This is a genomic window from Acinetobacter sp. CIP 101966 (assembly GCF_000369725.1).
Classification (GTDB): Bacteria; Pseudomonadota; Gammaproteobacteria; order Pseudomonadales; family Moraxellaceae; genus Acinetobacter; species Acinetobacter lwoffii_Q.
Genome location: NZ_KB850160.1, coordinates 302,749 through 326,277 on the forward strand (window position 1 = coordinate 302,749; position 23,529 = coordinate 326,277).

Annotated in this window: 25 protein-coding genes and 3 pseudogenes; 15 read left to right on the plus strand and 13 right to left on the minus strand. The window is 41.3% G+C overall.

Going from position 1 to position 23,529, the window contains the following annotated elements:
- Entirely contained in the window at positions 1 to 1,320 is a 1,320-nt protein-coding gene (locus F891_RS07415; RefSeq protein WP_005100417.1) for a sensor histidine kinase, read from the plus strand.
- 27 nt (positions 1,321 to 1,347) lie between these two features.
- Here the strand turns inward: F891_RS07415 and F891_RS07420 are convergent, their stop codons facing one another.
- Together F891_RS07420 and F891_RS07425 are read right to left on the minus strand one after the other, a co-directional pair.
- Positions 1,348 to 2,058 (minus strand): phosphatase PAP2 family protein, encoded by a 711-nt coding sequence (locus F891_RS07420; RefSeq protein ID WP_005100420.1) that lies wholly within the window; start codon positions 2,056 to 2,058, stop codon positions 1,348 to 1,350.
- 39 nt (positions 2,059 to 2,097) lie between these two features.
- Positions 2,098 to 2,484, minus strand: a complete 387-nt coding sequence (locus tag F891_RS07425; RefSeq protein ID WP_004729795.1) for a diacylglycerol kinase — start codon at positions 2,482 to 2,484, stop codon at positions 2,098 to 2,100.
- Between the two features lie 186 nt (positions 2,485 to 2,670).
- Between F891_RS07425 and F891_RS18405 the strand changes: the two genes are divergently transcribed.
- The 5 genes and pseudogenes from F891_RS18405 to F891_RS17355 all read left to right on the plus strand — a co-directional run.
- A complete protein-coding gene (locus F891_RS18405; protein WP_004729797.1) occupies positions 2,671 to 3,012 on the plus strand; it encodes a thermostable hemolysin in 342 nt (113 codons plus the stop codon).
- The gene (locus F891_RS18410) at positions 2,990 to 3,400 is read left to right on the plus strand and encodes a thermostable hemolysin (protein ID WP_004729798.1); all 411 of its coding nucleotides are present in this window, start codon (positions 2,990 to 2,992) and stop codon (positions 3,398 to 3,400) included. Before F891_RS18405 ends, F891_RS18410 begins: the two co-directional genes overlap by 23 nt.
- 35 nt (positions 3,401 to 3,435) lie before the next feature.
- Entirely contained in the window at positions 3,436 to 3,822 is a 387-nt protein-coding gene (locus F891_RS07440) for an AMP-binding protein (RefSeq protein WP_004729800.1), read from the plus strand.
- A 216-nt stretch (positions 3,823 to 4,038) separates the two neighbouring features.
- Complete coding sequence (locus tag F891_RS07445; protein WP_081401694.1) at positions 4,039 to 5,364, plus strand: ISNCY family transposase; 1,326 nt, start codon at positions 4,039 to 4,041, stop codon at positions 5,362 to 5,364.
- Positions 5,365 to 5,511: 147 nt separating this feature from the next.
- A pseudogene (locus tag F891_RS17355) lies at positions 5,512 to 5,761 on the plus strand (ISNCY family transposase); the annotation flags it as partial.
- Between the two features lie 2 nt (positions 5,762 to 5,763).
- On the opposite strand, the gene F891_RS07450 reads toward F891_RS17355, so the two are convergent.
- The 7 genes from F891_RS07450 to F891_RS07480 form a co-directional block, all read right to left on the minus strand.
- Complete coding sequence (locus tag F891_RS07450; protein ID WP_005262992.1) at positions 5,764 to 6,525, minus strand: alpha/beta fold hydrolase; 762 nt, start codon at positions 6,523 to 6,525, stop codon at positions 5,764 to 5,766.
- Positions 6,526 to 7,443: 918 nt separating this feature from the next.
- Positions 7,444 to 7,812 (minus strand): hypothetical protein, encoded by a 369-nt coding sequence (locus tag F891_RS07455; RefSeq protein WP_005262993.1) that lies wholly within the window; start codon positions 7,810 to 7,812, stop codon positions 7,444 to 7,446.
- The gene (locus tag F891_RS07460; protein ID WP_004646887.1) at positions 7,813 to 8,175 is read right to left on the minus strand and encodes an immunity protein Imm33 domain-containing protein; all 363 of its coding nucleotides are present in this window, start codon (positions 8,173 to 8,175) and stop codon (positions 7,813 to 7,815) included. It abuts the gene before it with no gap.
- 129 nt (positions 8,176 to 8,304) lie between these two features.
- The gene (locus F891_RS07465; protein WP_005262996.1) at positions 8,305 to 8,907 is read right to left on the minus strand and encodes a nitroreductase family protein; all 603 of its coding nucleotides are present in this window, start codon (positions 8,905 to 8,907) and stop codon (positions 8,305 to 8,307) included.
- A gap of 400 nt (positions 8,908 to 9,307) precedes the next feature.
- Positions 9,308 to 9,799 (minus strand): hypothetical protein, encoded by a 492-nt coding sequence (locus F891_RS07470; RefSeq protein WP_005262997.1) that lies wholly within the window; start codon positions 9,797 to 9,799, stop codon positions 9,308 to 9,310.
- A gap of 126 nt (positions 9,800 to 9,925) precedes the next feature.
- Complete coding sequence (gene fumC, locus F891_RS07475; protein ID WP_004280213.1) at positions 9,926 to 11,320, minus strand: class II fumarate hydratase; 1,395 nt, start codon at positions 11,318 to 11,320, stop codon at positions 9,926 to 9,928.
- 138 nt (positions 11,321 to 11,458) lie between these two features.
- On the minus strand, positions 11,459 to 12,469 hold the full coding sequence (locus F891_RS07480; protein ID WP_005262998.1) for an NAD-dependent epimerase/dehydratase family protein: 1,011 nt from the start codon (positions 12,467 to 12,469) through the stop codon (positions 11,459 to 11,461).
- Between the two features lie 70 nt (positions 12,470 to 12,539).
- Between F891_RS07480 and tusD the strand changes: the two genes are divergently transcribed.
- From tusD to F891_RS07500, 4 genes are read left to right on the plus strand one after another with little or no spacing between them, the layout of a single operon-like run.
- Entirely contained in the window at positions 12,540 to 12,908 is a 369-nt protein-coding gene (tusD, locus tag F891_RS07485) for a sulfurtransferase complex subunit TusD (RefSeq protein WP_004280211.1), read from the plus strand.
- A gap of 44 nt (positions 12,909 to 12,952) precedes the next feature.
- A complete protein-coding gene (locus F891_RS07490) occupies positions 12,953 to 13,303 on the plus strand; it encodes a hypothetical protein (protein ID WP_005263011.1) in 351 nt (116 codons plus the stop codon).
- A gap of 17 nt (positions 13,304 to 13,320) precedes the next feature.
- Positions 13,321 to 13,605 (plus strand): DsrH/TusB family sulfur metabolism protein, encoded by a 285-nt coding sequence (locus F891_RS07495; RefSeq protein WP_005263013.1) that lies wholly within the window; start codon positions 13,321 to 13,323, stop codon positions 13,603 to 13,605.
- A gap of 14 nt (positions 13,606 to 13,619) precedes the next feature.
- Positions 13,620 to 13,931, plus strand: a complete 312-nt coding sequence (locus F891_RS07500) for a TusE/DsrC/DsvC family sulfur relay protein (protein ID WP_005263018.1) — start codon at positions 13,620 to 13,622, stop codon at positions 13,929 to 13,931.
- 112 nt (positions 13,932 to 14,043) lie between these two features.
- Here F891_RS07500 and F891_RS07505 read toward each other — a convergent pair whose 3' ends face one another.
- The 3 genes and pseudogenes from F891_RS07505 to ybaK all read right to left on the minus strand — a co-directional run bounded on the left by F891_RS07505 (position 14,044) and on the right by ybaK (position 16,505).
- Entirely contained in the window at positions 14,044 to 14,526 is a 483-nt protein-coding gene (locus tag F891_RS07505) for a hypothetical protein (protein ID WP_005263019.1), read from the minus strand.
- Positions 14,527 to 14,595: 69 nt separating this feature from the next.
- A pseudogene (locus F891_RS07510) lies at positions 14,596 to 15,845 on the minus strand (YncE family protein).
- A gap of 192 nt (positions 15,846 to 16,037) precedes the next feature.
- Complete coding sequence (gene ybaK / locus F891_RS07515) at positions 16,038 to 16,505, minus strand: Cys-tRNA(Pro) deacylase (RefSeq protein ID WP_005263023.1); 468 nt, start codon at positions 16,503 to 16,505, stop codon at positions 16,038 to 16,040.
- Between the two features lie 959 nt (positions 16,506 to 17,464).
- Here ybaK and aroQ point away from each other — a divergent pair.
- The 3 genes from aroQ to accC are packed head-to-tail and all read left to right on the plus strand — an operon-like array spanning position 17,465 to position 19,736.
- Positions 17,465 to 17,920 carry a type II 3-dehydroquinate dehydratase gene (gene aroQ / locus F891_RS07520; protein ID WP_005263024.1) on the plus strand — a complete coding sequence of 152 codons (456 nt, stop codon included), beginning with the start codon at positions 17,465 to 17,467 and terminating at the stop codon, positions 17,918 to 17,920.
- A gap of 16 nt (positions 17,921 to 17,936) precedes the next feature.
- Positions 17,937 to 18,353, plus strand: a complete 417-nt coding sequence (gene accB, locus F891_RS07525; RefSeq protein ID WP_005107117.1) for an acetyl-CoA carboxylase biotin carboxyl carrier protein — start codon at positions 17,937 to 17,939, stop codon at positions 18,351 to 18,353.
- Positions 18,354 to 18,371: 18 nt separating this feature from the next.
- Positions 18,372 to 19,736 (plus strand): acetyl-CoA carboxylase biotin carboxylase subunit, encoded by a 1,365-nt coding sequence (gene accC, locus F891_RS07530; RefSeq protein ID WP_004280198.1) that lies wholly within the window; start codon positions 18,372 to 18,374, stop codon positions 19,734 to 19,736.
- A gap of 56 nt (positions 19,737 to 19,792) precedes the next feature.
- Here accC and F891_RS07535 read toward each other — a convergent pair whose 3' ends face one another.
- Positions 19,793 to 20,236 carry a hypothetical protein gene (locus tag F891_RS07535; RefSeq protein WP_005100815.1) on the minus strand — a complete coding sequence of 148 codons (444 nt, stop codon included), beginning with the start codon at positions 20,234 to 20,236 and terminating at the stop codon, positions 19,793 to 19,795.
- A 314-nt stretch (positions 20,237 to 20,550) separates the two neighbouring features.
- Here F891_RS07535 and F891_RS07540 point away from each other — a divergent pair.
- Positions 20,551 to 21,982 (plus strand): annotated as a pseudogene (locus tag F891_RS07540) (diguanylate cyclase).
- 46 nt (positions 21,983 to 22,028) lie between these two features.
- The gene (locus F891_RS07545) at positions 22,029 to 23,519 is read left to right on the plus strand and encodes an amidase (protein WP_005100818.1); all 1,491 of its coding nucleotides are present in this window, start codon (positions 22,029 to 22,031) and stop codon (positions 23,517 to 23,519) included.
- Positions 23,520 to 23,529: the final 10 nt, after the last annotated feature.

A 23,529-nucleotide genomic window follows, 5' to 3' on the forward strand; every position in this document is an offset into this window, starting at 1 on the left:
ATGCAGAAACGTTATTCCTTGCAAAAACGTCTGGTTATTTATATTTCACTGTTTAGCGTGGTATTGGGCTGTGTGCTGATCTTTGCAGCATACCGAATTGCGCTCGAAGAAATTAATGAAGTACTGGATAAACAGATGCAAAGTCTGGCAGAGCGCATTGCAGAAAATCATCCACAACCTTTACAAAGCCAAATTGATCTAGCCAAACAATACAGTGAAGAAGATTTATTTGTAGATATCTGGTCCTATACAGATACAGCTACTTCTTTGCATCCGCAGGATGTTCTGGTGGCGCCGGTCAAGAAAGCAGGTTTCTACAAGCATCAAACGCCGTATGGAACCTGGTTAACTTATATTATTCCTGGTAAGCAATTACAGATTCAGGTGAGCCAGCAGCAAAATGTCCGGCAGGAACTGGCTCTGGAGCTGGCAGCCAATATGTTTCTTCCTTATGTGCTTTTTTTACCTTTTGCATTATTCGGTTTAGGCTGGATGATCCGGAAAAATTTTCAGCCCCTTAATGATTTTAAAACTGAATTGGCCAGCCGCAAGGCACAAGACTTAAAGCCAATTGCAATGAAAGATTATCCCTTAGAGCTGGAACCGACCATTCAGGAAATGAATTATTTGTTTGGTCGCATTTCTCTGGCCCAACAGGAACAACGTCAATTTGTAGCAGATTCTGCCCATGAATTACGCACGCCACTGACGGCTTTGAATTTACAGGTACAAATTTTGCTACAGCAGTTTCCGCAGAGCGAGTCTATCCATAATTTGAGCCAAGGCATTTTGCGTATGCAGCATCTGGTCAACCAGTTATTAAGTCTGGCCAAACAGGATGTGACCGAAGGTTTAAGCGAACCTGTTCAATTGCTATCACTGAATCAAATGACAGTCACCTGTATCGAAGAGCTGATTCAACTGGCGCTACAGAAAGACATTGATTTGGGCGTAGAACAGCAACAGGAACTGCAGATTCAGGGCCAGGCTTCAGCTTTGCACTCGATTATTTATAATTTAATTGATAATGCAATTAAATACAGTCCGAAGGATGGCGTGATTAATGTATCTATTTTCCAGCAAGGCCGGCAGGCGGTTTTACAAATTGAAGACAGTGGGGCAGGGATAGATCCTGCTCAATTCAATCAGATCCGGCAACGCTTCTACCGGATACATAACCATGCAGAAATTGGCAGCGGTTTGGGTTTATCCATTGTAGATAAAGCCACCGAGCGCTTGGGTGGAACACTAGAATTTTCTCGAAGTACCAATCTGAGTGGCCTTTGTGTACAGGTCAAGCTTCCTTTAATCGAAGCCTAAGCGAATAAGCTTCTGGTTTTTTTGGAGTTAAGGTTGCCTGATACTAGAGAGTATAGGAGTGGTCTTTTCTATGGGTAGTTTATGGCTAAACAGCGTATAGCCAATGACATTCATGCACCAGATAATCCAGCCAGTCCATAAATTATGACTCAGGAAATGTGCTCCGCGCATCATTTGTGCCCAGCCCATGGTCAACCCTAAAATTACTGCAGCGATCAGAAGAAAATAAGCACGCTTGCGGTTAGAAATGCGATAAACAAAATAACCAGCCATCAACGCAAAACCACTAGATGCATGCCCTCCAGGAAAACAGTGGCCCGCAGTAGCACTAAAATCCCACAAAATCCCGTTATGGGTAGGTATGGTCATATCCCAGGGACAGGCATGGGCCGACTGAGATTTTAAAATTCCGATCGAGGCCGTGGTCAGCACTACCATGCTAAAAAAATAGCCAAATTCCCAGCGCCGTATATGCCAGTTTTGCCATTTCAGTGATGCCAGCCAGCCCAGCAATAATGTGATATACACCAGAATCAGCAGGTCTTTCACATAGCGATGATTGAGTTCTGCCAGTGCCCATTGTTGTCGAAGGGGAAATTGACCCTGATCATCGATAAATGGATAGATGAGCTGTAAGTCCAGCACTCCTCCAATGTCAAAGAAGTTGAGAAGAATCAAAAAACTGAAGATTAAAAGTAAAGTTTGGGTCAGTAAAAACCGGGAACGGTCAGTGATCATTTTTAAGTTGTCCATTTCAGGCAGTAGCAAGAGCAGAGGTCAAATCAAATGACCAGCCAAAATGATGCCCCAGGTCAGAGCAATTAAACTGAGTGCTACAAACTGAGCCGCACTGCCCATATCCTTGGCATTTTTAGACAGTTCATGCCGTTCCATGGAAATACGGTCTACCACTGCCTCTATCGCTGAGTTAATCAGTTCAATGATCAACGCCAGTAGGCATACGGCGACCATCAGCGCTTGCTCAGCTGGACTAACCGGCATCCAAAAACTTAGAGGAATCAAAATAAGGTTGATCAGCAGAATTTGCCGGAAGGCAGCCTCATTTTGAAAGGCGGTTTTAAAACCAGCCAGGGAATAACGGGTCGCATTAAAAATACGCTGCGTTCCTGAGGTGCCTTTATAAGGTGAGCGGTAGGAAGACATAGAACAGTTTCAGTTAACAAGAGATAGGATTAACTTAAATTTTCAATCTTAAAATGTTCTTAAAAAACCGGCCGTTCTCTGGATTTTTTATACACACAGCTTTTACATTCTTTTGCACAAAATTAAGAATTTTTTAAGTTTGGACTTCTATCTTGAGTAGCAAGTTAATTTCGTGGTGTGAGCCAAATGATCAAGTTCAGTTTTGATCCTTATTTATCTAGTCAGATTCACTTTCTAAATACATATTTCAAGCAGCCTGAATATAAAAAACAAATCCATCACAATAAATTTTTAGTACAAGTACCTCCGGCGTATCCGGTAATTTCAGCACAGGATCAATCGCTACATTTGACGGTCAAAACTGTAGAACAAAGCGAGACACCTGAACGCCGTAGCCTGGAACATTTTATTCAGGAAAAATATCAGCAAGTCCATCAGGCCACTGTATCGAGCTTCTCTTCGACCCTGTTTGCCGGTTATCACGGTGCCGAGATGCAGGTGGTGAATGCAGCATTTAAATCAATTTAATGCCTTTCTGGAACAGTATCTCGATGAACCAATTGAAAATATTCTTGGCAAGCTCAGCCAGACCACGGTCAGCCGAGACAAAGTAGTAGAAATTGGCAATCTGGCAGCACTAGATATGGACAAAGCCAAACTGATGGTGGCCTTTCTGGTTTTTCATCTCTCGCAGCAACACATCGAATGGGCAGTATGTACCGGAACAACTGCAGTACGTTATGTGTTGCAACAGATGGGATTACGTTTTCATGTGCTTGAAAAGGCTGATCCGCAAGTCCTAGGAGATGCACAGCACCTGTGGGGCAGCTATTACCAGCAGAAACCTTATGTGCTGGCGATTGATGTGGCAGAGGCCTTACAAGTCGCTCGTCAACTTTATCAATTTAGTCATTAAAGCATTTTGCTTGATTACCGAGGCACAGAATTTAAATGATGACTGCTTTATTTGAACGTATCAGCCTACAAGCACACCAGTATCCGCAGCGAGAAGCTGTGGTTACCGCACAGGCAACACTGAGCTATGCGGAACTACAACGGCGGATAGAATTATTGAGTGCCAGTTTCATGCAGCTTAATCTGCGACGTCTGACCTTATGGGGCGTGAACAGCATCGACTGGATTGTGGTCGATCTTGCCGCACAAAAAGCCGGCATGACCGTGATTCCGGTGCCTCTGTTTTTTACTGCAGCGCAGGTACGGCATCTGCTTTCCGACAGCCGAACCGAGCTGCTCTGTATTCTGGATGAATCTTTCTCTGCACCAGAATGGCTGTTAAATCTAGCTAAAGACATGAGTAGAGATGAGATTTCCATTTAATTCAATTTTCTTCTAAAAATTTCAAAATTCACTTTTATGGACAAGGAAGATATGAACTTATGGTTAAGTGTATCTTATTTAACATAATATACATTATACGAAATGCATTTGTAACTCCAAAATAGAAATGTCCGGTTTCTCCAAAGTAAAAATGTCCGCTTTTAGAATATGCACTTTTGCAATTTCCTTAGCGGACGGTTTGATATGTTGGTGTCTATGTCGGATAAAGAACTTAAACGATTGTCGGTCTTGCAGGAAATCTGCGATCAACGCATAACTCAATCCCAGGCTGCTCAGCTACTTCATATTTCAGAACGTCAGATCAGACGCTTACTGCAGAAATACAAAGCCCAAGGTCCAGCTGCATTAGCCCATGCCGGTCGTGGCCAAATCAGCAATTCTAAACTTCCTGAAGAACTCAGACTCAAGTGCCTCAATATTGTTTCTGACCAACTCCATGGTTTCGGACCCACTTTAGCGCATGAAAAGCTCACCACTGTACATGGATTCGATCTTTCAGTAGAAACCCTGCGTTCTTGGATGATTGCAGCTGACTTATGGATGCCTCGATCCAAGCGCCTGAAACGCCCGTATCAGCCTCGTTACAACCGGGATTGCTTTGGTGAACTGATCCAAATTGATGGCTCACACCATGACTGGTTTGAAGGACGCGCTGCTAAATGCTGTCTGCTGATGTTTATCGATGATGCTACAGGAAAATTGCAGCATTTACGCTTCTGTGAGTCAGAATCAACCTTTGACTATATGATTTCAACACGCTTATATGTCGAACAGCACGGTAAGCCTTTAGCGTTTTACAGCGACAAACATTCAGTCTTTAGAGTGAATCAAAGCAGCAAGAAAGACACCAAGATTACCCAGTTTGGACGTGTACTCAGCACCCTGAATATCGATATCATCTTCGCTAATTCACCGCAGGCCAAAGGCCGTGTGGAACGGGCCAACAGAACTCTTCAGGACCGTCTGATCAAGGAGATGCGCCTGAAAGGCATCTGTTCGATTGAGCAAGCTAATGTCTGGCTACCCTGCTTCATTGAGCAGTTCAATCAGAAGTTCGCCAAGATGGCTTTTAATCCTAAGAATCTACATCGGCCTATCACTGAAACAGCCGAAGAGTTAGATGATATTTTTACTTGGCGTGAACCCCGCAGAGTCACGAATAGCCTGACGATTACTTATGATAAATGCGTATATCTCCTGGAAAACACCGAAGAAAATCAAAGGTTGATCGGTAAGTATCTTGAGTTCCTTGAATACCCGGATGGTACTGTAGCCATCATGCATAATAGCCGAAAGATCAATTACAGCCTCTTCGATAAATTAAGTCAGCTGAATCAGCGAGAGATTGTTGAGAATAAACGGTTGGGTGCTGTTCTGAATCATATCCAACAACAGCATGAAGAACTGGAACAGCAAAACAAACGTAATCGTTCTCAAAAGATGCCAAGCAGACGTGCACAGAAAACAGCAATTCAAGAACGAAATCTAAATCCTGTGCTTGACTTGGAAATGTCCATATAGGACATTTCTATTTGGTTATTAGGTAGGACATTTCTACTTTGGAATAACAGACTTTGTTAGAACCCATTTAAAGTGTCTATATTCTCACCAATAAAAATGTCTAGTTTATGATGGTTTTTATCACCATGGACTGGATATAAAATATAGATGCTGATCACTATGTCTGACAAAGAAATTCAACGTCTTGCAGTTCTGCAAGACGTTCGAGATCAAAGTATTACACAAGTCCGTGCTGCTGAAATTCTGAATCTTTCAATCCATCAAATACTCGGTTATTACATATCTGATGCATGCCAGATGTGGCCAAGCGGGTCATCGTCGCCATGACGATCTGTTAAAATCAGAATGCCTTGCCATTATTTCTGAACATCTGCTTAGCTTTGGCCCTACATTATCAGCTTAATTCAAAAAGGCTTTCATGTGCTGGATCACTTCTTCTGGTTTTTCACCATGTAGCCAATGTCCTGTATTTTCAATGCATTCAATTTTCGCCTGAGAAAATTGTTCATTGATTGCCGCAAAATGTTCAGGTTTTGAGATATAAAAAGAATTACCGCCACGAAGAAATAAAGCTGGCTGATTAATTTTTTCGACCTTTTCCCAAGCCATAATATCTGAATAATGATTAAATAAAGCCTGAACATTAAAGAGCCATTGCCCTTTATTAAAGGATTTTAATAGAAACTGAATTACCATTTCTTCATGAATGTATTCACGCATAATTTTTGCTGCCTCAAGTCGTGAAGCAACATTTGCTTGTTGCACCGCAAATAAAGCTTTAAAAATCTCATTATGATGACTCTCATGATATTGGATTGGTGTAATATCTAGCACGACCAACTTTTCAATTTGTACACGGGCTAATTCCGCTATTTTCATAGCAATTTTCCCACCCATGGAATGCCCTACTACTATGAACTTTTGAATATTTAAACTCGATAAAGTTTCTAGGACATCTTCAGCCATAAGTTTATAGCTTAGGTCTGAGCTATGACCAGAAAGCCCATGATTACGTACATCAATTTGAAGCACGGTTCTTTGCTCAGAAAAATATCGAGCTAGTATCCCTAAATTACTTAAACTACCGAATAAACCATGAATAAAAATCATTGGAGATAGTACTGACGTTTCGTGGTGTTGGAGTTGATAATTTAGGATCATTTGAGAATTCCGTGATTTCTTTCTTTATTTAAGTGTTTATAATGGATTTATATTGGGAATTAATCAATTGCGAAATTTTTAAATATAAATTTTACTTAGGCTATTTTATGGGGATATATTTTACTTAGGCTAAATAATTCATAATCGATTTGTAAGTATTTAAAATTACGATTTTAGATCTGGATGGATATCTGGCTATAAATATGAAAGAAGATGGTTGAGTTGTGGGGCAGACTAAATAAAATTAATGAAAACCTTAAAACTGGGATTTAATAACACATAAACCACTTTTAATTCGGAGTTTTTTCTTAAAACTAACTCGCTGTTATTATCCAAATAGACTGAGGTAATTTAAACAATCTTCCTTAATATTCACTGCTCATAATTTGTTAAAGATCGACCATTCATAAGTAGCTTATTAATCGACTTGATTCTGTTTAAAAATAATCTGTCTTAAGACCAAATGAGTTACAGGCAGTAAACATCAGTATTATCAATTCCCCCTTTTCCCTTTCTTGAGAAAGTTGTTAAACTTATGTTTTGCTTAGGCTATTTTAGTATTTTAATATGCTTAAATTAGTAGCTTATATAAGCGTGCAATCACGCTATCCTACTTAAATTGTTCTGTTCAAGAAATACACCGCATAAATAAGACATTTTTTAGAAATTACAAAACCACGATTATTCATTTATTCTTATCAATAGATTGAATACAGTGGATATATCCCCGAGGTATGAGATATGAGGTATTCACATTAAAATAAATTTAAATTAACTTAACAAACTCTTTATCAAATGATATTCGGGAGATGGTCTTTCAGGTTTTAATATCTATAAAATTTGATTGTGAAATAGACTTAGATACTTTATTTTTATTCCACTGCGAAAAACTTTCAAGATAAAAAAGTAGTTTATAACTTATTCTACTTCCCTATTTTTACAAAATACGCTCGCCGTCATTCCAGATTTAGTCAAACTTTGATCCTGCCGCTCAAGAAAATTTCTGGCAATCATAGACATCGTAGGTGCCATATTCAGACTGCTGTTTTCTTCGGACACCTTTTGAATATCCTGATAGGCTTTCAGTCGCTTGCAGAAAACCTGGCGTTGAGTTTGGGCATCTGCCTTTTGATCATCTTCATCTAAAATATGTTTGGTTTCATTCACGATTTTAGTCTGTGCTGAAATAAACTCATCATAGGCACTTTGTGAAAGCGGCTGTGCGAAGACTACGCTACTCAGTCCTAATAATAATCCAGCACAAATGAAAGATGATTTTTTTAGCATTTAAATTTCTTCTTTCCAGACATCTTCATAATCATCGGCATCGATCATGAAACGAAAACCTGTTTCCAGAGCCAGATACGGTAAAACTTCTGGTGCAATGTCCTGTAATTCACGTACTGTCATGGTTTCAAAAGTTTCTTCACTTGAAGGTTCTCCACCATAAATATACCAGCTAATATTTTCAGCCGTTTCAGGCTTTTTACGGATGCCGACAATCGGATCTTGTTTCAAGGTATGTACGGCCACCGCAACAACATCATCACCCGTGACTTCAACATAAGCCGAGCCTACTTCTTCACAAAGTAGTTTTTGCTCTGCGATCAGTTCTTGTAAAGGTGATAGGTTTTGCGTGTTTTTCGACATTCGGTCTTACTCATCAATTTTCATTAGCACGCTATTTTAACTTAATTTTAATGAAGCTGATTGGGATTTCATCGAGATCTAAAAAATATCTGCCCTTAAACCGTGTTAAGTGCAGATATGGATCTCAGCTTATTGGAAGACTTTAAAGCGCTCTTCATCTGCCAGATAATCTTTGGCACGTGGCTCGCCTTCTATCGAACCAAAGACCAACTGTGCACGCAACTTCCAGTTCGATGGAATGTCCCATTCCGCATGTACCTGTTCATCCACGATCGGATTGTAATGCTGCAATGATGCGCCCAGACCTTCTGTATGCAATGCTGTCCAGGTTGCAAATTGTGCGATCGCAGTCGAATGCTCTGCCCAGATTGGGAAGTTATCAGCATAAGATGGGAATTGTTCCTGTAAGCCTTCTACGACTGTGTGATCTTCAAAAAATAAAACGGTACCTAGCCCTGCCGCAAAACTTGCCATTTTTACTGTGGTTTTTGCAGCACTTTCTTCATCTTTAGCATAGCTTTTTAATTTTTCTGCTACAAAGCCCCAGAACTTTTCATGTTCTGAATTGAATAAAATGACGGCGCGTGAAGACTGAGAATTGAAAGAAGATGGGCTTTGCTTAATTGCAGTCTGAATCAAATCAGTTAAATGTTCAGGAGATTGTTCAACATTCTTGGCAATGGCATAAATAGTACGGCGTTTAGTAATTAAATCTAAAAACTGATTCGACATTTTTGAAAATCCTGGGATATATCTTCGGGAAAATTTGAACCTTCAGTTATTTTTGTGAAGGATAGCTAATCAATAAAGCTTTTGCTTTAACGTGAGATAAAGCCTATATACCTTAAAAAATAATAGACTGAATTACTAGGCTATTTAATTGATATTTTTATATATTTTTTGAACAATCGTTAAAACCACTGCCCTATGATAGAGCCTGACGCTAAACGATGGTTCAACATGTGCTATTATTGATCAAAATTTTAAGAATAAAGAAGTTCAATGACCACATTTAATATTGCTTAGGCTATTCTAAGCGATAGCGCATCATGAAATAAATCTCATAGTGCAGATAAAATTAATCCTCCAAAATTGGAGGATTAATTTTATAAATAAAAGCTAAAAAACCAGTTTAAAACTTCGCGTTCAACACCTGAGCAGATACTTTAGTCTTCCACAGCTCACGTAAAATCGGTAAATAGAATTTCTCACCGAGCTCAACCAGCTCTGCATCAATCAGAGCATGCATCTCATGCATAAACAAATAATCCAGTTCAACTGTGGTTAGTTTAGTCTGCTGTTTTTGATAGTCTTTGCGTTTCTGTTGGGCTTGTTTAACCAGACGATCCGCAAATGCTTTATGTTTAAACTGGGTAATTGCTTTTAAACGCAGTTCGATAATACCCCATCCTGTTAAAAACATCTGGAAGGTCTCAAAATCTTCGCTGGTCGATTCCCAAGACATTTCTTCCAGATTTTCATTATCCGGAAGCACAGGTAAAAGAAGTTCCATCACACTTGGGAAAATCTTTTTAAAATTCAGAATAAATTTAACAGGATGCTCACCTGGATAATCCTTGAATTGCACCTTTCTTTGAACATCTGTTAAATAAATATCAAGCATAAAACAATCATCAGTGGTTAATCTCATCTAGCACTATTGTACGCAACTCTGCCTGAGATAAAAACCACTGCTGACTATTCCATGATAAAACAGGCGTAAAGATTGAAAATAAAAGTGCTCCGGCCCTTATTTAGCATTCGGTGAGACCATCTGTTCAGGACGCACCACTTCATCAAACTGTTCAGCGGTGACTAAACCCAGTTCAACAGCCACCTGTTTTAAGGTTTTTCCTTCCTTATAAGCTGTTTTGGCAACCTTGGCTGCATTCTCATAACCAATGACCGGATTCAATGCCGTGACCAGCATTAAAGAATCATGCAGGAAATGTTCAATTTTCTCATGATTCGGCTCAATGCCTACGGCGCAATGATCATTAAAACTGTTACACGCATCGCCTAAAAGCTGGATGGATTGCAACAGATTATAGGCAATGACCGGCATAAATACATTCAGTTCAAAGTTACCTGATGCACCTGCCACGTTAATGGTGGTGTCATTTCCGAGAACTTGCGCGACCACCATCGTCATCGCTTCACTTTGCGTCGGGTTCACCTTACCCGGCATGATGCTAGAACCCGGTTCATTTTCAGGAATACGCAATTCACCAAAACCACAACGTGGCCCGCTGGCTAGCCAGCGAATATCATTGGCAATCTTATTCAGGCTAACCGCTAAAGTCTTTAATGCACCAGAAGCAAATACCGCAGCATCACGGCCTGCCAAAGCCTCAAACTTGTTTGGCGCAGTTACAAATGGCAAGCCAGTTAATTGTCCCAGGGTTTTAGCAGACTGAACGGCATAATCAGGATGGGCATTCAGACCGGTACCAACCGCTGTACCGCCTAATGGTAATTCATATAGTCCGACCAATGCCTGTTCTAGACGAAGAAGCCCATGATCTAGCTGAGAGACATAACCGCTGAATTCCTGCCCCAAAGTTAAAGGCGTAGCATCTTGTAGATGGGTCCGGCCAATTTTTACAATATCGGCAAAATCCTGAGATTTGGCATATAAGGTATCGCGTAAGCGTGTGACTGCCGGAATTAACAGTTCATTGATTTGCAAGCTCGCAGCCACATGAATCGCAGTTGGAAATGAATCATTGGTAGATTGGGCACGGTTGACATGATCATTTGGATGGACAGGTTTTTGTGCCCCTAAATGATTGCCCAGTTTCTGGTTGGCAATATTGGCAATCACCTCATTACAGTTCATATTGCTTTGTGTACCTGAACCGGTTTGCCAGACCACCAGTGGAAATTGACTGTCCCATTTCCCGCTGATGACTTCATCTGCAGCATCCACAATGTAGCGTGACAGTTCTTGAGGAATCTGGTTCAGCTCGGCATTGGTCAAGGCCGCAGCTTTTTTGACGAGCCCCATGGCACGAATCATGGGCCGTGGTAAACGCTCATTTCCTATCTTGAAATTTTGCAAGCTACGCTGAGTCTGAGCGCCCCATAAAGCCTCGCTCGGTACAGCTACTTCTCCCATCGTGTCATGTTCAATACGTGTTTGCATGTTCAACCTCAATTCTTCTTGCCTGTTACTGATCTTAAGAATTTCAATATCAATGATTTAATCTATTGATTTAAAGTAATCGATTACAGCAACCATGTAAATGATAATTATTATCAAATATAAACTAAATACTCTTAATTACTGCCCTCTGAGCATATTCTGATAAAACAACCATTCATCCTCAAGCATCTTTCTGAGTGATCGCTGAGGTTGCCAATGCAGGATATTTCGCGCTTTTTCGATGTTCGCCCCCAATTGATCCATTTCCGCATGTGGATATGGCAAAGCATCCATGGTTTTGATTGCAGACTGAGTCACTTCAGCCAGTTGATCTAGCAAATCCTGTATGGAAATCAATTCACCGGCAATATTAAAAGCTTCACATTTTAATTCCTGCTGTTGTGACAGCCATTGCAAAGACTTGATCACGGCATCACAACAGTCTGCGACATGCAGAAAACTGCGTTCTACTGTGCCATCCTCAGTATGGGCCTGACGGCGTAATTCTAGATATTCACGTTGCTGTGCAGCGACCTGCATCGCCAAAGGCAAAATATTTTTCGGTAAAGGTGGTACTGCTTCCCCCAGCACACCGTGTTCAAAGGCGCCGGCGATATTGGACAGACGCAGGATCGCAATCCGCCATTCATTGTCAGTTTTGGCAGTATCTCGGATAATTTCCTCAACCATCTGTTGCGATTTGATATAGGGATTCGGATAAGTGAAGTTAAAAGGCAGATCTTCGCTTAAATCTGTGCCAGATTGTCCATATACCGCCAGACTGGATAAATGTACCAGATGACGCACTCCGGTACGTTGCATGGCACGCATGAGACTCATAATACAGCTGACATTATCATTATAATATTCAAGTGGTTTTAATACTGATTCTTCCAGTGATTTAAAACTTGCGGTATGTACCACAGCCTGAATCGAATGCTGCTCAAAGACTTTGTTCAATGCTGGGGTATTGCGAATATCAATTTTGATAAAAGGTACATACATACCAGAAATCAATTCGAGGCGCTCCAGAGTCTGTAAGTTAGCATTGGCCAAATTATCGACCACAATGACCTCTAGTCCTTGTGCTAACAGACTTAAAGCAATATGTGAGCCTAAAAAGCCTAATCCACCCGTCACTAAAATCATTTATACTACCTACTTTCTGATGAAGCCAAGATCAATCTGTTGCTATTGATCAAGCCTGTAGTGAATTTCGATGAGCACCTTAATTCTTGTTACCTCCGCACCGACTTCCATTTATGCCTGGCATGCCCTGGGTTTGGCTCAGGCCTTGCAAGATAAACAGGAAGCATTCCGTGTATTCTTCTATCAGGACGGCGTATCGGTCGCAAATGCACTGCAATGGGTACCCGACGATCAACGTCATCTTACACATGCATGGCAAGCGCTACAGATTCGCCTCCCGGTCTGTGTAAGTGCAGCATTGGCACGTGGAATTACAGATCTGGACAATGCTCGACGTCACAATATTCAGCAGCATAATCTGGCAGATGCCTTTGAATTGGTCGGTTTAGGTGAACTTGCCGATGCTGTTCAGTCCTCACAACGTCTCATTCAATTCTAGATGTTTCATTTTTTAGAATGTGTTGCTTTTCCAAGGAATCTTGTGTGAAATCTGTACTTGTTATATTAACTCAAGCCAATCTGACCAGTCTGCAGGTGCATGAAAGCCTGTCGGCTACTATGGTCCTGGCAACCTTTGGCGCAGAAGTTAAAGTCCTGCTACAAGGTGCTGCCCTCAGTCTGCTGCGTTCAGAATTGCAATTTGACCAGGTGCATCATGCATTCAAACTGGCATCAAATATGGTCGACAGTTTCGAGTTTTATGATCTCACTCCGATTCTGATTGAGAAAAAAAACCAGCATTCCTCATTTGTGGCACAGAGCGAACAAGAAATCGAATTTATTGAGCTTAATTCTGAATTTATTCAAAGCTTTGATCATGTGATGTATTGGTAAGGAACAAGGATATAAAAATGTCAAATCACACACTTTATCTGATCCAATCCAGCTATTCGGCAACAGCGCAGATCCTAGAGCAATTGGCTCAAACTTATACAATGGGTGATCAGGTCGTGCTGATGGGTGAAGCGGTTTTGCTGCTAGAGCATTCATTTCTTCAAAGCTTGCAGAAAATTCACATGCTGGAAAATGATGCGGAGTTATTAGTACAGCCTTTGCCTGATCAGATAAAGCTTTTGAATTATGCGGATTTTGCAGATCTTTGCCTTGAGTTTAATCGCTGCATTTCAATGAAATAATGAATGAGTTAGATATGAATTTAGAATTGGATCAAGATGGCCATCTGGTTGACTATACCATCTGGAATGAAGACGTTGCTCAAGTGTTGGCCGATAGTCTGGAACTGAGCTTAACTCCTTGGCATTTTGAAATTCTGCAAGCGGTACGTCAGTTCTATCAACAATTTGGTCATTCACCAGCAACACGTCCACTGATTAAATTCTTAATGAAAACTGTCAGTGCCGATATCAATAATGCCATGCTTCAGGAAAAGTTTAATACTGGTCTGGTGGCCCGTCACTTAAGCCGTTTGGCTGGTGTACCCAAGCCTGCGAATTGTTTATAAAGATGCTTAGCTTTCTAAAGTATGTACTTAAAGGCCCAAATCATTTTTGGGCTTTTTTATGAGAGCAATTTTCAGACTGAGAATAACGAAAGATGCAGCTAGATCTAATTCATCAAATTCGGGTTTGTTCTAATACTCGCAATGCCCGATGCAATTCATGATCCATTTCAGGCAGAACCTTAATCAGAAAATCAATTTGTGCTTTCGCTTCGGCCTTGCTCACCAGTTGGGCCTCTACCAGTTTTTGCTGCTGAGTGATCAACAAACTGACTTGTTGAGGATTTGGTCGTTGTCCCTCACTTAAAGCGTTAATGATCTGAGTAAAGTCCAGATATAACTGTTCTTGTTGTTTTGATAATTCGCTTTGCTTTACAACCGTATCGTTCTGTTTCTTCTTCGTAGTTTGACTATTCTCAGGAGAGTTAACAGATATATAGCTTGCCGATTTTTCAACTGGCAGGACCGGATCAGAATGGGTCTGATCAGTAAAATTCGTCCGATAGATTTCTTGTCGTACCTGATAACCAATACCCACTAAAGTCCCAAACAAGAGCAATCCGATCATTACATAGAACAGAATTGTTTTATCATTCATTTTTATGTCCTCAGCTCAACAAAGACAACCTTTATCAAAAAGCTGTCTTTTTCGCTCATCGACGATTGACTACGGCGTTGACCAGTCTGCTGGTGCATAACCAATCCGAACGCGTTGTGGATGATTTCCTACCGGTACACTCAGCACTTTATTGCCTGTGGCAAAATCAATCACTGTGACTACATCTGTTTCACTTTCTGAAATTACACAGCTACGACCATCCGGGCTTCGCGTTGCCCAATAAGGTTTATCTGCAGAAATCAGTTTCCCGGCTGTCAGTGTTTTGCGATCTACAATCGTAGCGTAGTTATCCATGGTACCGGCGACACAGAGCTTTTCACCATCAGCACTGATTGATAGGCCATGATGACGCGAATCATTCACCCATTTTGTCCGGTCTTTCGGAATACTGTCACTGCCAGGCAGCTGTCCGATCCGGCTAATCTTGTTCTGATTCAGATCGTACTCAATCAGCCCATTAAAAAATGAAACCTGGGCATACAGTTTGGTTTCATCTTTACTAAATACCATTGGTCGTACTGAGTTGGACAAATCTTTTCGACCAAATGCATCCAATGCAGGCCTGAAATCGATTTTTCTTACCACCTGATGCGTATTGGCATCTGCGATAGTGATAAAACGCTTACCTTTAGTAAAGTCTTGCCACTGTGCATCCATCGAGGTTTCAACATTGCCGATGGCAGAGTTCAGGATCTTGTTGCCGCCATCGAAGTAAATGTTTTCATGCGGTTTATCGCCAGTGCTGAAACGGCCTAACTCTTTACCGGTATGGATATCCAATACATGCACCACATTTCCTGAAGATGCAGATACGGCGACTCGTTGCCCATCTGGTGATACCGCCATATGGTCAGCACGGAAGCCTTCTACAGGCGTCCGCCAGTTAATCTTGCCGGTTTTGATATCGATACCACATCAGCGAAACTTGGGCGCGATGCAACGACTGACTGACCGTCTGGTGTCGAGTACATATTATCCACCAGCTGGTCATTGCCTTCACCAGCTGTAGTCTGAATATAAGTATAAGCAATCAGTTTGATTGGATTCAGGTGAATTTCCTTAAGGCGCTCTTTACGGTCAGGAATCATGTTAATGACGCCTATTTTGCCAAAATCACCCGATGGACGAATCACGGTTACTGTGCCATCCCAGTTATTTCCGACAAAGAAAACCTGCTGTGAATTGGCAGGTGCAGCTGAAGACGAAGTAGCGGCCTGTACACTCGGCAACGCAGAAAGCATCGCCATTGCAGATAATGTCAGACAGAACCGTGGCCATTTTTTATTTTGAATTTTCATCCATTATGCTCCGCATCATAATTTATATTTTTGTTTTCATTCCTTGTTGTGTACACAGTCAGGCTGTGTTTTAACTTATCTAATATACAAACGTATAAAATGATTTACTGTTATTTCCGACCAAAAAATATGCAGCTATTTTAAATCTATTACTTCAGGTTCTATGAATTAGGTGATCACCTTACTTCGATCTTATGTATCCAGCACATCGACGAACTGTGCATTGAGCACTTTGGCAAGATCAGCCGGCTTTAATCCGATATCCAAACCTCTTTTACCGCCACTCACATAGATCTTATCCAACTGTTCTGCGCTGGCATCGATCACCGTTTTTAATCGTTTCTTTTGCCCAATGGGACTTATTCCGCCAACCAGATAACCGGTCAAGCGTTCTGCATGTTTAGGATCTGCCATCTGAAGTTTTTTGCATCCTACGGCCTGCGCTACTTTTTTCAGATTGAGTTGATGATGTACCGGCAATATGGCAACAAAATACTGTTTATCATCCGTAACCAATAAAGTTTTAAAGACTTCTTCCACCGAAAGCCCTAATTTTTCAGCAGCTTCTAGCCCGAAACTTTTGGCATTGGCATCATGTTCATATTCGTGAATGCTGTATTCGATTTTATTGGCTTTTAATAGTTTGCATGCAGGTGTCATAGAAGGTCTGGTTTGAGATGAATCGCATGATTATATAAAGATTAGCTCAAGAAGTTAATTTAGATGCGGTGAGTTTAGAGAAATTTTGCTTTAAGCCCGTATTCCGCTTCAATAAGGACCTATTGGGTTGAATCGTTACGCTCTTCAATACTTTTAAACTTTTCTGCAAAGATGATGATGCGCAAAATTGCATCAAATGTATGCGTTTTTGCCACTATCCAAGCGTTAAGCGCTTAATAGCTTCACTATGTAGAAGACTTGAAGATGAACACATTCGTCACTTCATGCGTCTATAAATACGAGGCATATAGTCCAAGGGTTTTATCTTAAACCTGCTGAGATTCAACCCTTATCTCAGGCAGAGAAAATACATTCTTATACAGTGTCTGTCATGAATACTTGAATTGAAAATGATGTAACTCATTCCAATCTATTAGAAGAATAGGCTCAGAAAAATCCAAGTAAAATAAGAAAAAATATCATTAACATATTGTCTTATCTTATATTTTTAAATTTTAATCACGTTTTAACAAACGGTCGATAACTTATATATAAAGAGGATAATCGGCACAACTCTAAAGGCAGAATATAAAGAGTTTTCTATGCTCTAGAAGTCGAACATTGTAGTAAAATCAGCCAGACAACTCTTGTTCAAAACTAAAAATATCACTAAAAGGAAGAATTTAGCGTTAACATGAAGATACAGTTACATAAAGGATATTAACTGTTTTTGCCAATTGGGTTTAGAATGAAAATAATCTGAATACCCAGCGAATTGTAATTTTTTAACATTGCTAAATCTCTGCAAAGTTTTCATTATAGCGCCACTGTTTGCTATATGCTTTCTACGTTAATTCAAAGAAATTATAAATAGTAATGTAGAAAATCATGCAATAATAAGCAGAGTTTGCAGACATCTTGCAAACAAACCCCGATACTTTTTAATTGGAGCATGCTGGATGAGTTCGACCATTTTGGTTATTCATGGACCGAATTTAAACTTGCTTGGGAAGCGCGAACCGGAAGTTTATGGTCACCTTAGTCTTGACGATATTAACCAGCAGCTGATTGCTCAGGCTCAACAAGCTACCTTACAACTCGATACTTTCCAGAGCAACTGGGAAGGTGCCATTGTTGACCGAATTCATCAAGCCCAGCAAGACGGCATTCAATATATCATTATTAATCCAGCAGCATTGACCCATACCTCTGTTGCTGTTCGCGATGCCCTCCTTGGCGTTGCCATTCCTTTCATTGAAGTCCATCTGTCTAATGTGCATGCACGTGAGGCATTCCGACATCATTCATACTTGTCCGATAAAGCCATCGGCGTGATCTGTGGTCTAGGTACAAAAGGCTATGCTGCTGCCCTCGACTATATCATTGAAAAAATACAACCTTCTACACAATCTTAATTAGGAATACTGTCTCATGGATATCCGTAAAATCAAGAAACTCATCGACTTGATGATTGAATCTGACTTACAGGCGATCGAAGTTAAAGAAGGCGATCAATCGATTGCATTAACTCGTCGTAATCCAGTGGTTGCAGCAGCTGTTCCTGCGATGCCTGCACCAGCAGCCGAAGCGCCAGCAGCAAAATCTCCTCGCGGTGCTGTTGAAACTTCACCAATGGTCGGCGTGTTCTATGCAGCACCAAGCCCAGGTGAGCCGACCTTTGTTAAAGTTGGCCAGACCGTTTCTGCAGGCGATACGCTCGGTATTATCGAAGCAATGAAAATCATGAACCCGATTGAAGCAACTCAAAGCGGTGTGATTGAAGAAATTCTGGTGAAAAATGGTGAAGTGATTCAATTCGGTCAACCACTTTTCCGCTACCGCGCTTAATCACCCCGGGGATTTATAATGTTGCAAAAAGTTTTAATTGCAAACCGTGGTGAAATTGCGTTACGCATCACCCGGGCTTGCAGAACTTTAGGGATCAAAACTGTAGGTGTCTATTCTGACGCAGATAAGGACCTGATGCATTTACGTTTCTGTGATGAAGCAGTGTGTATTGGCCCTGGTGCAAGCAGTGACAGCTACCTGAATATTCCTGCGATTATTACAGCTGCTGAAATTACCGGTGCAGATGCAATCCATCCTGGTTATGGATTCCTCGCTGAAAATGCAGAATTTGCCGAAATCGTAGAAAATTCTGGTTTTATCTTTATTGGTCCACGTCCGGAACATATTCGTTTAATGGGGAACAAGGTTTCTGCCATTATTGCCATGAAAAAAGCTGGTGTACCAACAGTACCAGGCTGCGACCATGCTGTAACGATTCACAATGCGATGGCTGAAGCGAAAGAGATCGGTTTTCCACTGATTGTAAAAGCTGCTTCTGGCGGTGGTGGTCGTGGTATGCGTATCGTAGAAAATGTCGATACCCTGCTGGAATCTGTTCAGGCTGCACAGCGTGATGCAGAAATGTGGTTCGGTGATGATACGGTCTATATGGAACGTTTCCTGCAAAAGCCACGTCACGTCGAAGTGCAAGTACTTGCTGATGGTAATGGTCATGCGATTCATCTGTATGATCGTGACTGTTCACTACAGCGTCGCCATCAAAAAGTACTGGAAGAAGCACCAGCACCGAACTTACCAGAGCAAGCACGTGCTGATATTCTAGAAGCCTGTGTCAATGCCTGTAAATTGATGCAATATCGTGGTGCAGGTACATTCGAATTCCTGTTTGAAGATGATGAGTTCTTCTTCATTGAAATGAATACGCGTGTTCAGGTTGAGCATCCGGTAACTGAAATGGTCACGGGTATCGATATTATCGAACAGCAATTGCGTATTGCTGGCGGCTTAGGTCTGGATATTCAGCAAGAAGATGTCAAGGTTTTAGGACATGCGATTGAATGCCGTATTAACGCAGAAGATCCATCAACCTTCTTGCCTTCACCCGGCAAGATTGAGAGCTTCTATGCACCAGGCGGCGCAGGTATCCGCTTAGACTCGCACATCTACCCAGGCTATAGCATTCCGCCGTATTATGACTCGATGATTGCCAAACTGATTTCGCATGGTAAGGATCGTGAGACGTCTATTTCTCGAATGAGAAATGCTTTGGAAGAAATGATTTTGACTGGCGTTAAAACCAATATTCCTTTGCATAAAGATTTAATCCTTCAGGATAAAAACTTCTGCAAACAGGCAATGGATATTCATTACCTAGAGAAGCATTTGTTAAAGCAGCTTGAAGGTGCTGAAGACAAAGCTTAAATCAAAGCTCATAAAAAAAACCGCTGTCATTCAGCGGTTTTTTTATTGTTTGCAATTTAAGGCAATACGCGTCTGAGCACAGCAAAACATTGTTCGGCTTTTTCATTGGCGCAGAAGTTAATGGTATAAGGGTTTTGCCATTTCACAAAATATTGCGAAATTTCACCAGACTGATCCACCTGATTGCCTGAACAGTCTTTTTCATTATTGTCATATTTTACTTGCAGAATCAGCGCTGGAATCTGCTGCGAAGGATCCTGTGCCGGCTGATAGTCATATAGCCCCGACGTCCACTCATCGCCACTTTTAATCACCACATTATTATTGCCTTTAAAATTATAATATTCGATACATTTTTTATTATTCGGGATTTCCATTCCCCACAATCCGACAATTTCCGGACGGGTTTTCACAGTAAATGTATTTGGGATTTCAGCAGCTTTAGCAGGAGCATTCGCTGGTTTTTTATTTTCTGTCGCCATTAGCCAAGGTGAGCTCATGAGTAAGATAAGGCTAAGACATATTTTTTTCATATTTACCGGCATCTTGTTAACAATTGATTCTAAATTATCATATTTTTTGGGATCGTGTCCCGCTCTAACGCAATTTCAATACAGAGTCAGAAATTATTTATCACATTGTTTAAAAACATGGATTTCCTTTCTGACTTTTTTTGTATATATTTCGTATATAAGAATCTTAATAGTTCGCATTAATAACAGATTAATCAAACAATAAAATTATATTTTGGGTCAAACTTAGTTGCTGAACAAAGTGATCATTCACACTTAAAAATTTGAATAGGATTTTAAATTTGCAATTAGCTCGAATAACAGAACAACAATTAAATCATGAAACCTATGCTTATTTTGTCATTGTTTTCGCTGTTTTAGTCTGTTGTTTTATTGGGATCGCAACCAGACCAATTGAGTATCTGGCCTTATTGTGGCCGGCCAATGCTGCCTTGTTAGCCCTGTTCTTACGCTTTCCACATTTAAATAATATGGGAGGTTGGCTTGGGTGCATTCAGCGCTTTTATGTTTGCAGATCTGATCACCGGGAACAGCCTATTACAAAGCCTGTTTCTTACCTTGTCTAATCTGATCAGCACTATTGTCTCGATATTTTTTATTCGATATTTCAAGATTAATTACAAATACTATAATACTGGTTATACATTCGTTCATTTATTTGGCATCTTCGCTTTTGCAGGCTGTCTGGCCAGTGCGGCTTTTGCAGTTCTCACCTTGCCAAATCTACCCAATTCATTCATGACCAAAGAGAATTTATGGATTGATTTTGGTCTGTGGTGGACCGGTGAAATGGTGAATTATATTGTGTTTCTCCCTTTAATCTTGGCATTCCCAAGAATAAAAGACATGCAGTATCTATTTAAAAACCGTCGTCAAAAACGTAATTACTTCAGCTATTTTTTACCTGCATCTTCAGTCGTGGCCTGTGTCATCATTACCAATATTTTTGCAGGCCCCGGCGCAATGCTCTACCCTCTGGCTGCACTGATCTGGGCTGCGTTGACCTATCGCCTGTTTAGCATGACACTGATTAATGCGTTTGTGACTATTTTAACCTATTACAGCCTGACGCGGTTTTATGCCACAACGCATGACACCTTGGCAGATTCTACGATTTATATTTCGCTCCGGATCGGGCTGTTTATGCTGGCCTTATCGCCGCTTATTCTTTGTATTATTAGTCAAAACCGCAATGAGCTGTTTAAACGGGTTCTCTATCTGGCCAATCATGACAGTCTGACCCGCACCATGAACCGTCATTTTTTCTTTCAGAAAGGTGAATATTTACTGCAATATGCCAACAGAATGGAATTTTCGGTCATCATGCTGGATATTGATCATTTCAAACGTCTGAACGATGATTTTGGCCATCATGTCGGTGACAAGGTGCTGCAACATTTTGCGGAAATCATTCGCTGCAATTTACGTGCTGAAGATCTGTTTGCACGAATTGGTGGGGAAGAATTTGTGCTGTTACTCTGGAATACCGAACCATCAGAAGCACGTCTTATTGCAGAACGGATTCGTGATCTGGTGGAAAAAACCCCGATTTATCAATCAGATGGCTCGCCCCTGTATATTACCGTGAGTGTGGGCATCACTCATCAAAATGAACCGCAGGCCCAAGACCTGCAAAACCTGATCAATATTGCAGATCAAGCCTTGTATCAGGCCAAACATCGTGGGCGAAATCAGGTGGTGCTTGCATCTTGAGCCTAAATGATCTACAACCTTGAAGCAGCAACACTAGGGAATGGCAATGAAATTTGAAGAATATCTGCAATATGACGGTTTAGGACTGGCTGATCTGGTTGCCAATAAACAAGTACATTCAAGTGAACTTTTATCTGCTGCACTAGAGCGTAGCTCAATTGCCAATCCCGAGCTAAATGCAATTATTATTCCGATGCATGAGCATGCATTGAAACGGAGCCAGCAAAATCTGTCCGGACCTTTTGCCGGTGTGCCTTTTCTGGTTAAAGACCTGTTTCAGGAATATGCCGGTTATCCAACTTCTTATGGTTGTCAGGGCTTAAAACGGATTGGTTATATCGCCGAGACCAATGCCGAGATTGTCAATCGCTGGGAAAAAGCCGGGATTGTGACTTTTGGACGTACCAATACTCCTGAATTTGGGATTAAAGGTATTACTGAACCAGATGCTTGGGGCAGCTGTAAAAATCCGTGGAATTTACAGCATAATAGCGGCGGCTCGTCCGGTGGTTCCGCTTCTGCCGTGGCTGCCGGAATTGTACCAATTGCGGGTGCTGGTGATGGTGGCGGCTCGATACGTATCCCCGCTTCCTATTGCGGCCTGTTTGGCCTGAAACCGAGTCGTGGCCGCACGCCTTGGGGACCACAAATGAGTGAAGCCATGCATGGCGCCGCGATTCAGCATGTACTGACCAAAACGGTACGGGATAGTGCTGCAATGCTGGATGCCACCCATGGTGAAGATCATAGTTCACTGTTTAAGATTCAGCGTCCACAGCATCATTATCTGGATGTGATTCAGCAACCGCCAAAAAAACTGAAAATTGCGTTTAGCACTTATTCTACGATTGGCACACCTGTTTCCCAGGATGCCATTAAAGCCATTGAAAAAACAGCCAAATTGCTAGAATCTTTGGGCCATGAGGTGGTCGAAGACCGCCCAGCCATTGATGGAATGCAACTGGCCAAGGATTTTATTACCACCTGGTTTAGCCAATTTTCATTTATGCTGGATGAAATCCAGAAAGGCTATCCGTCTAAAACAAATGATTTTGAATTGGACTCTTTAGCACTGGCGGCTTTTGGGGCCAAAACCAGCGCGATTGATTATATCCAGAACCTGAATAACTGGGGCCAGTATGTGACCCAGATGAATCATTTCTTTGATAATTATGACCTCTATCTAACGCCTGCAACGGCGACAGTGGCGCCGAAAAATGGTGAGGTCAAAACACCAAACTGGCAGAAACCGATTCTTAAAGGTTTATTGAAACTGAATAAAGCGCATTTAGTGGCGCAAGGGAAACTAGTAAACCAGATTGTGAAAGAAAATCTAAAATGGGTGCCTTTTACCCAGTTGGCCAATATTACCGGACTCCCAGCGATGTCTGTACCACTGTACTGGAATGAACAAAACCTGCCGCTCGGTTCACAGTTTATTGCGCCGTTTGCCCGTGAGGATCTGCTATTACAACTGGCAGCCCAATTGGAACAGGCACAACCGTGGTTTGGGCAATACGCCAAAATCCGTATTTAATACTGAGATG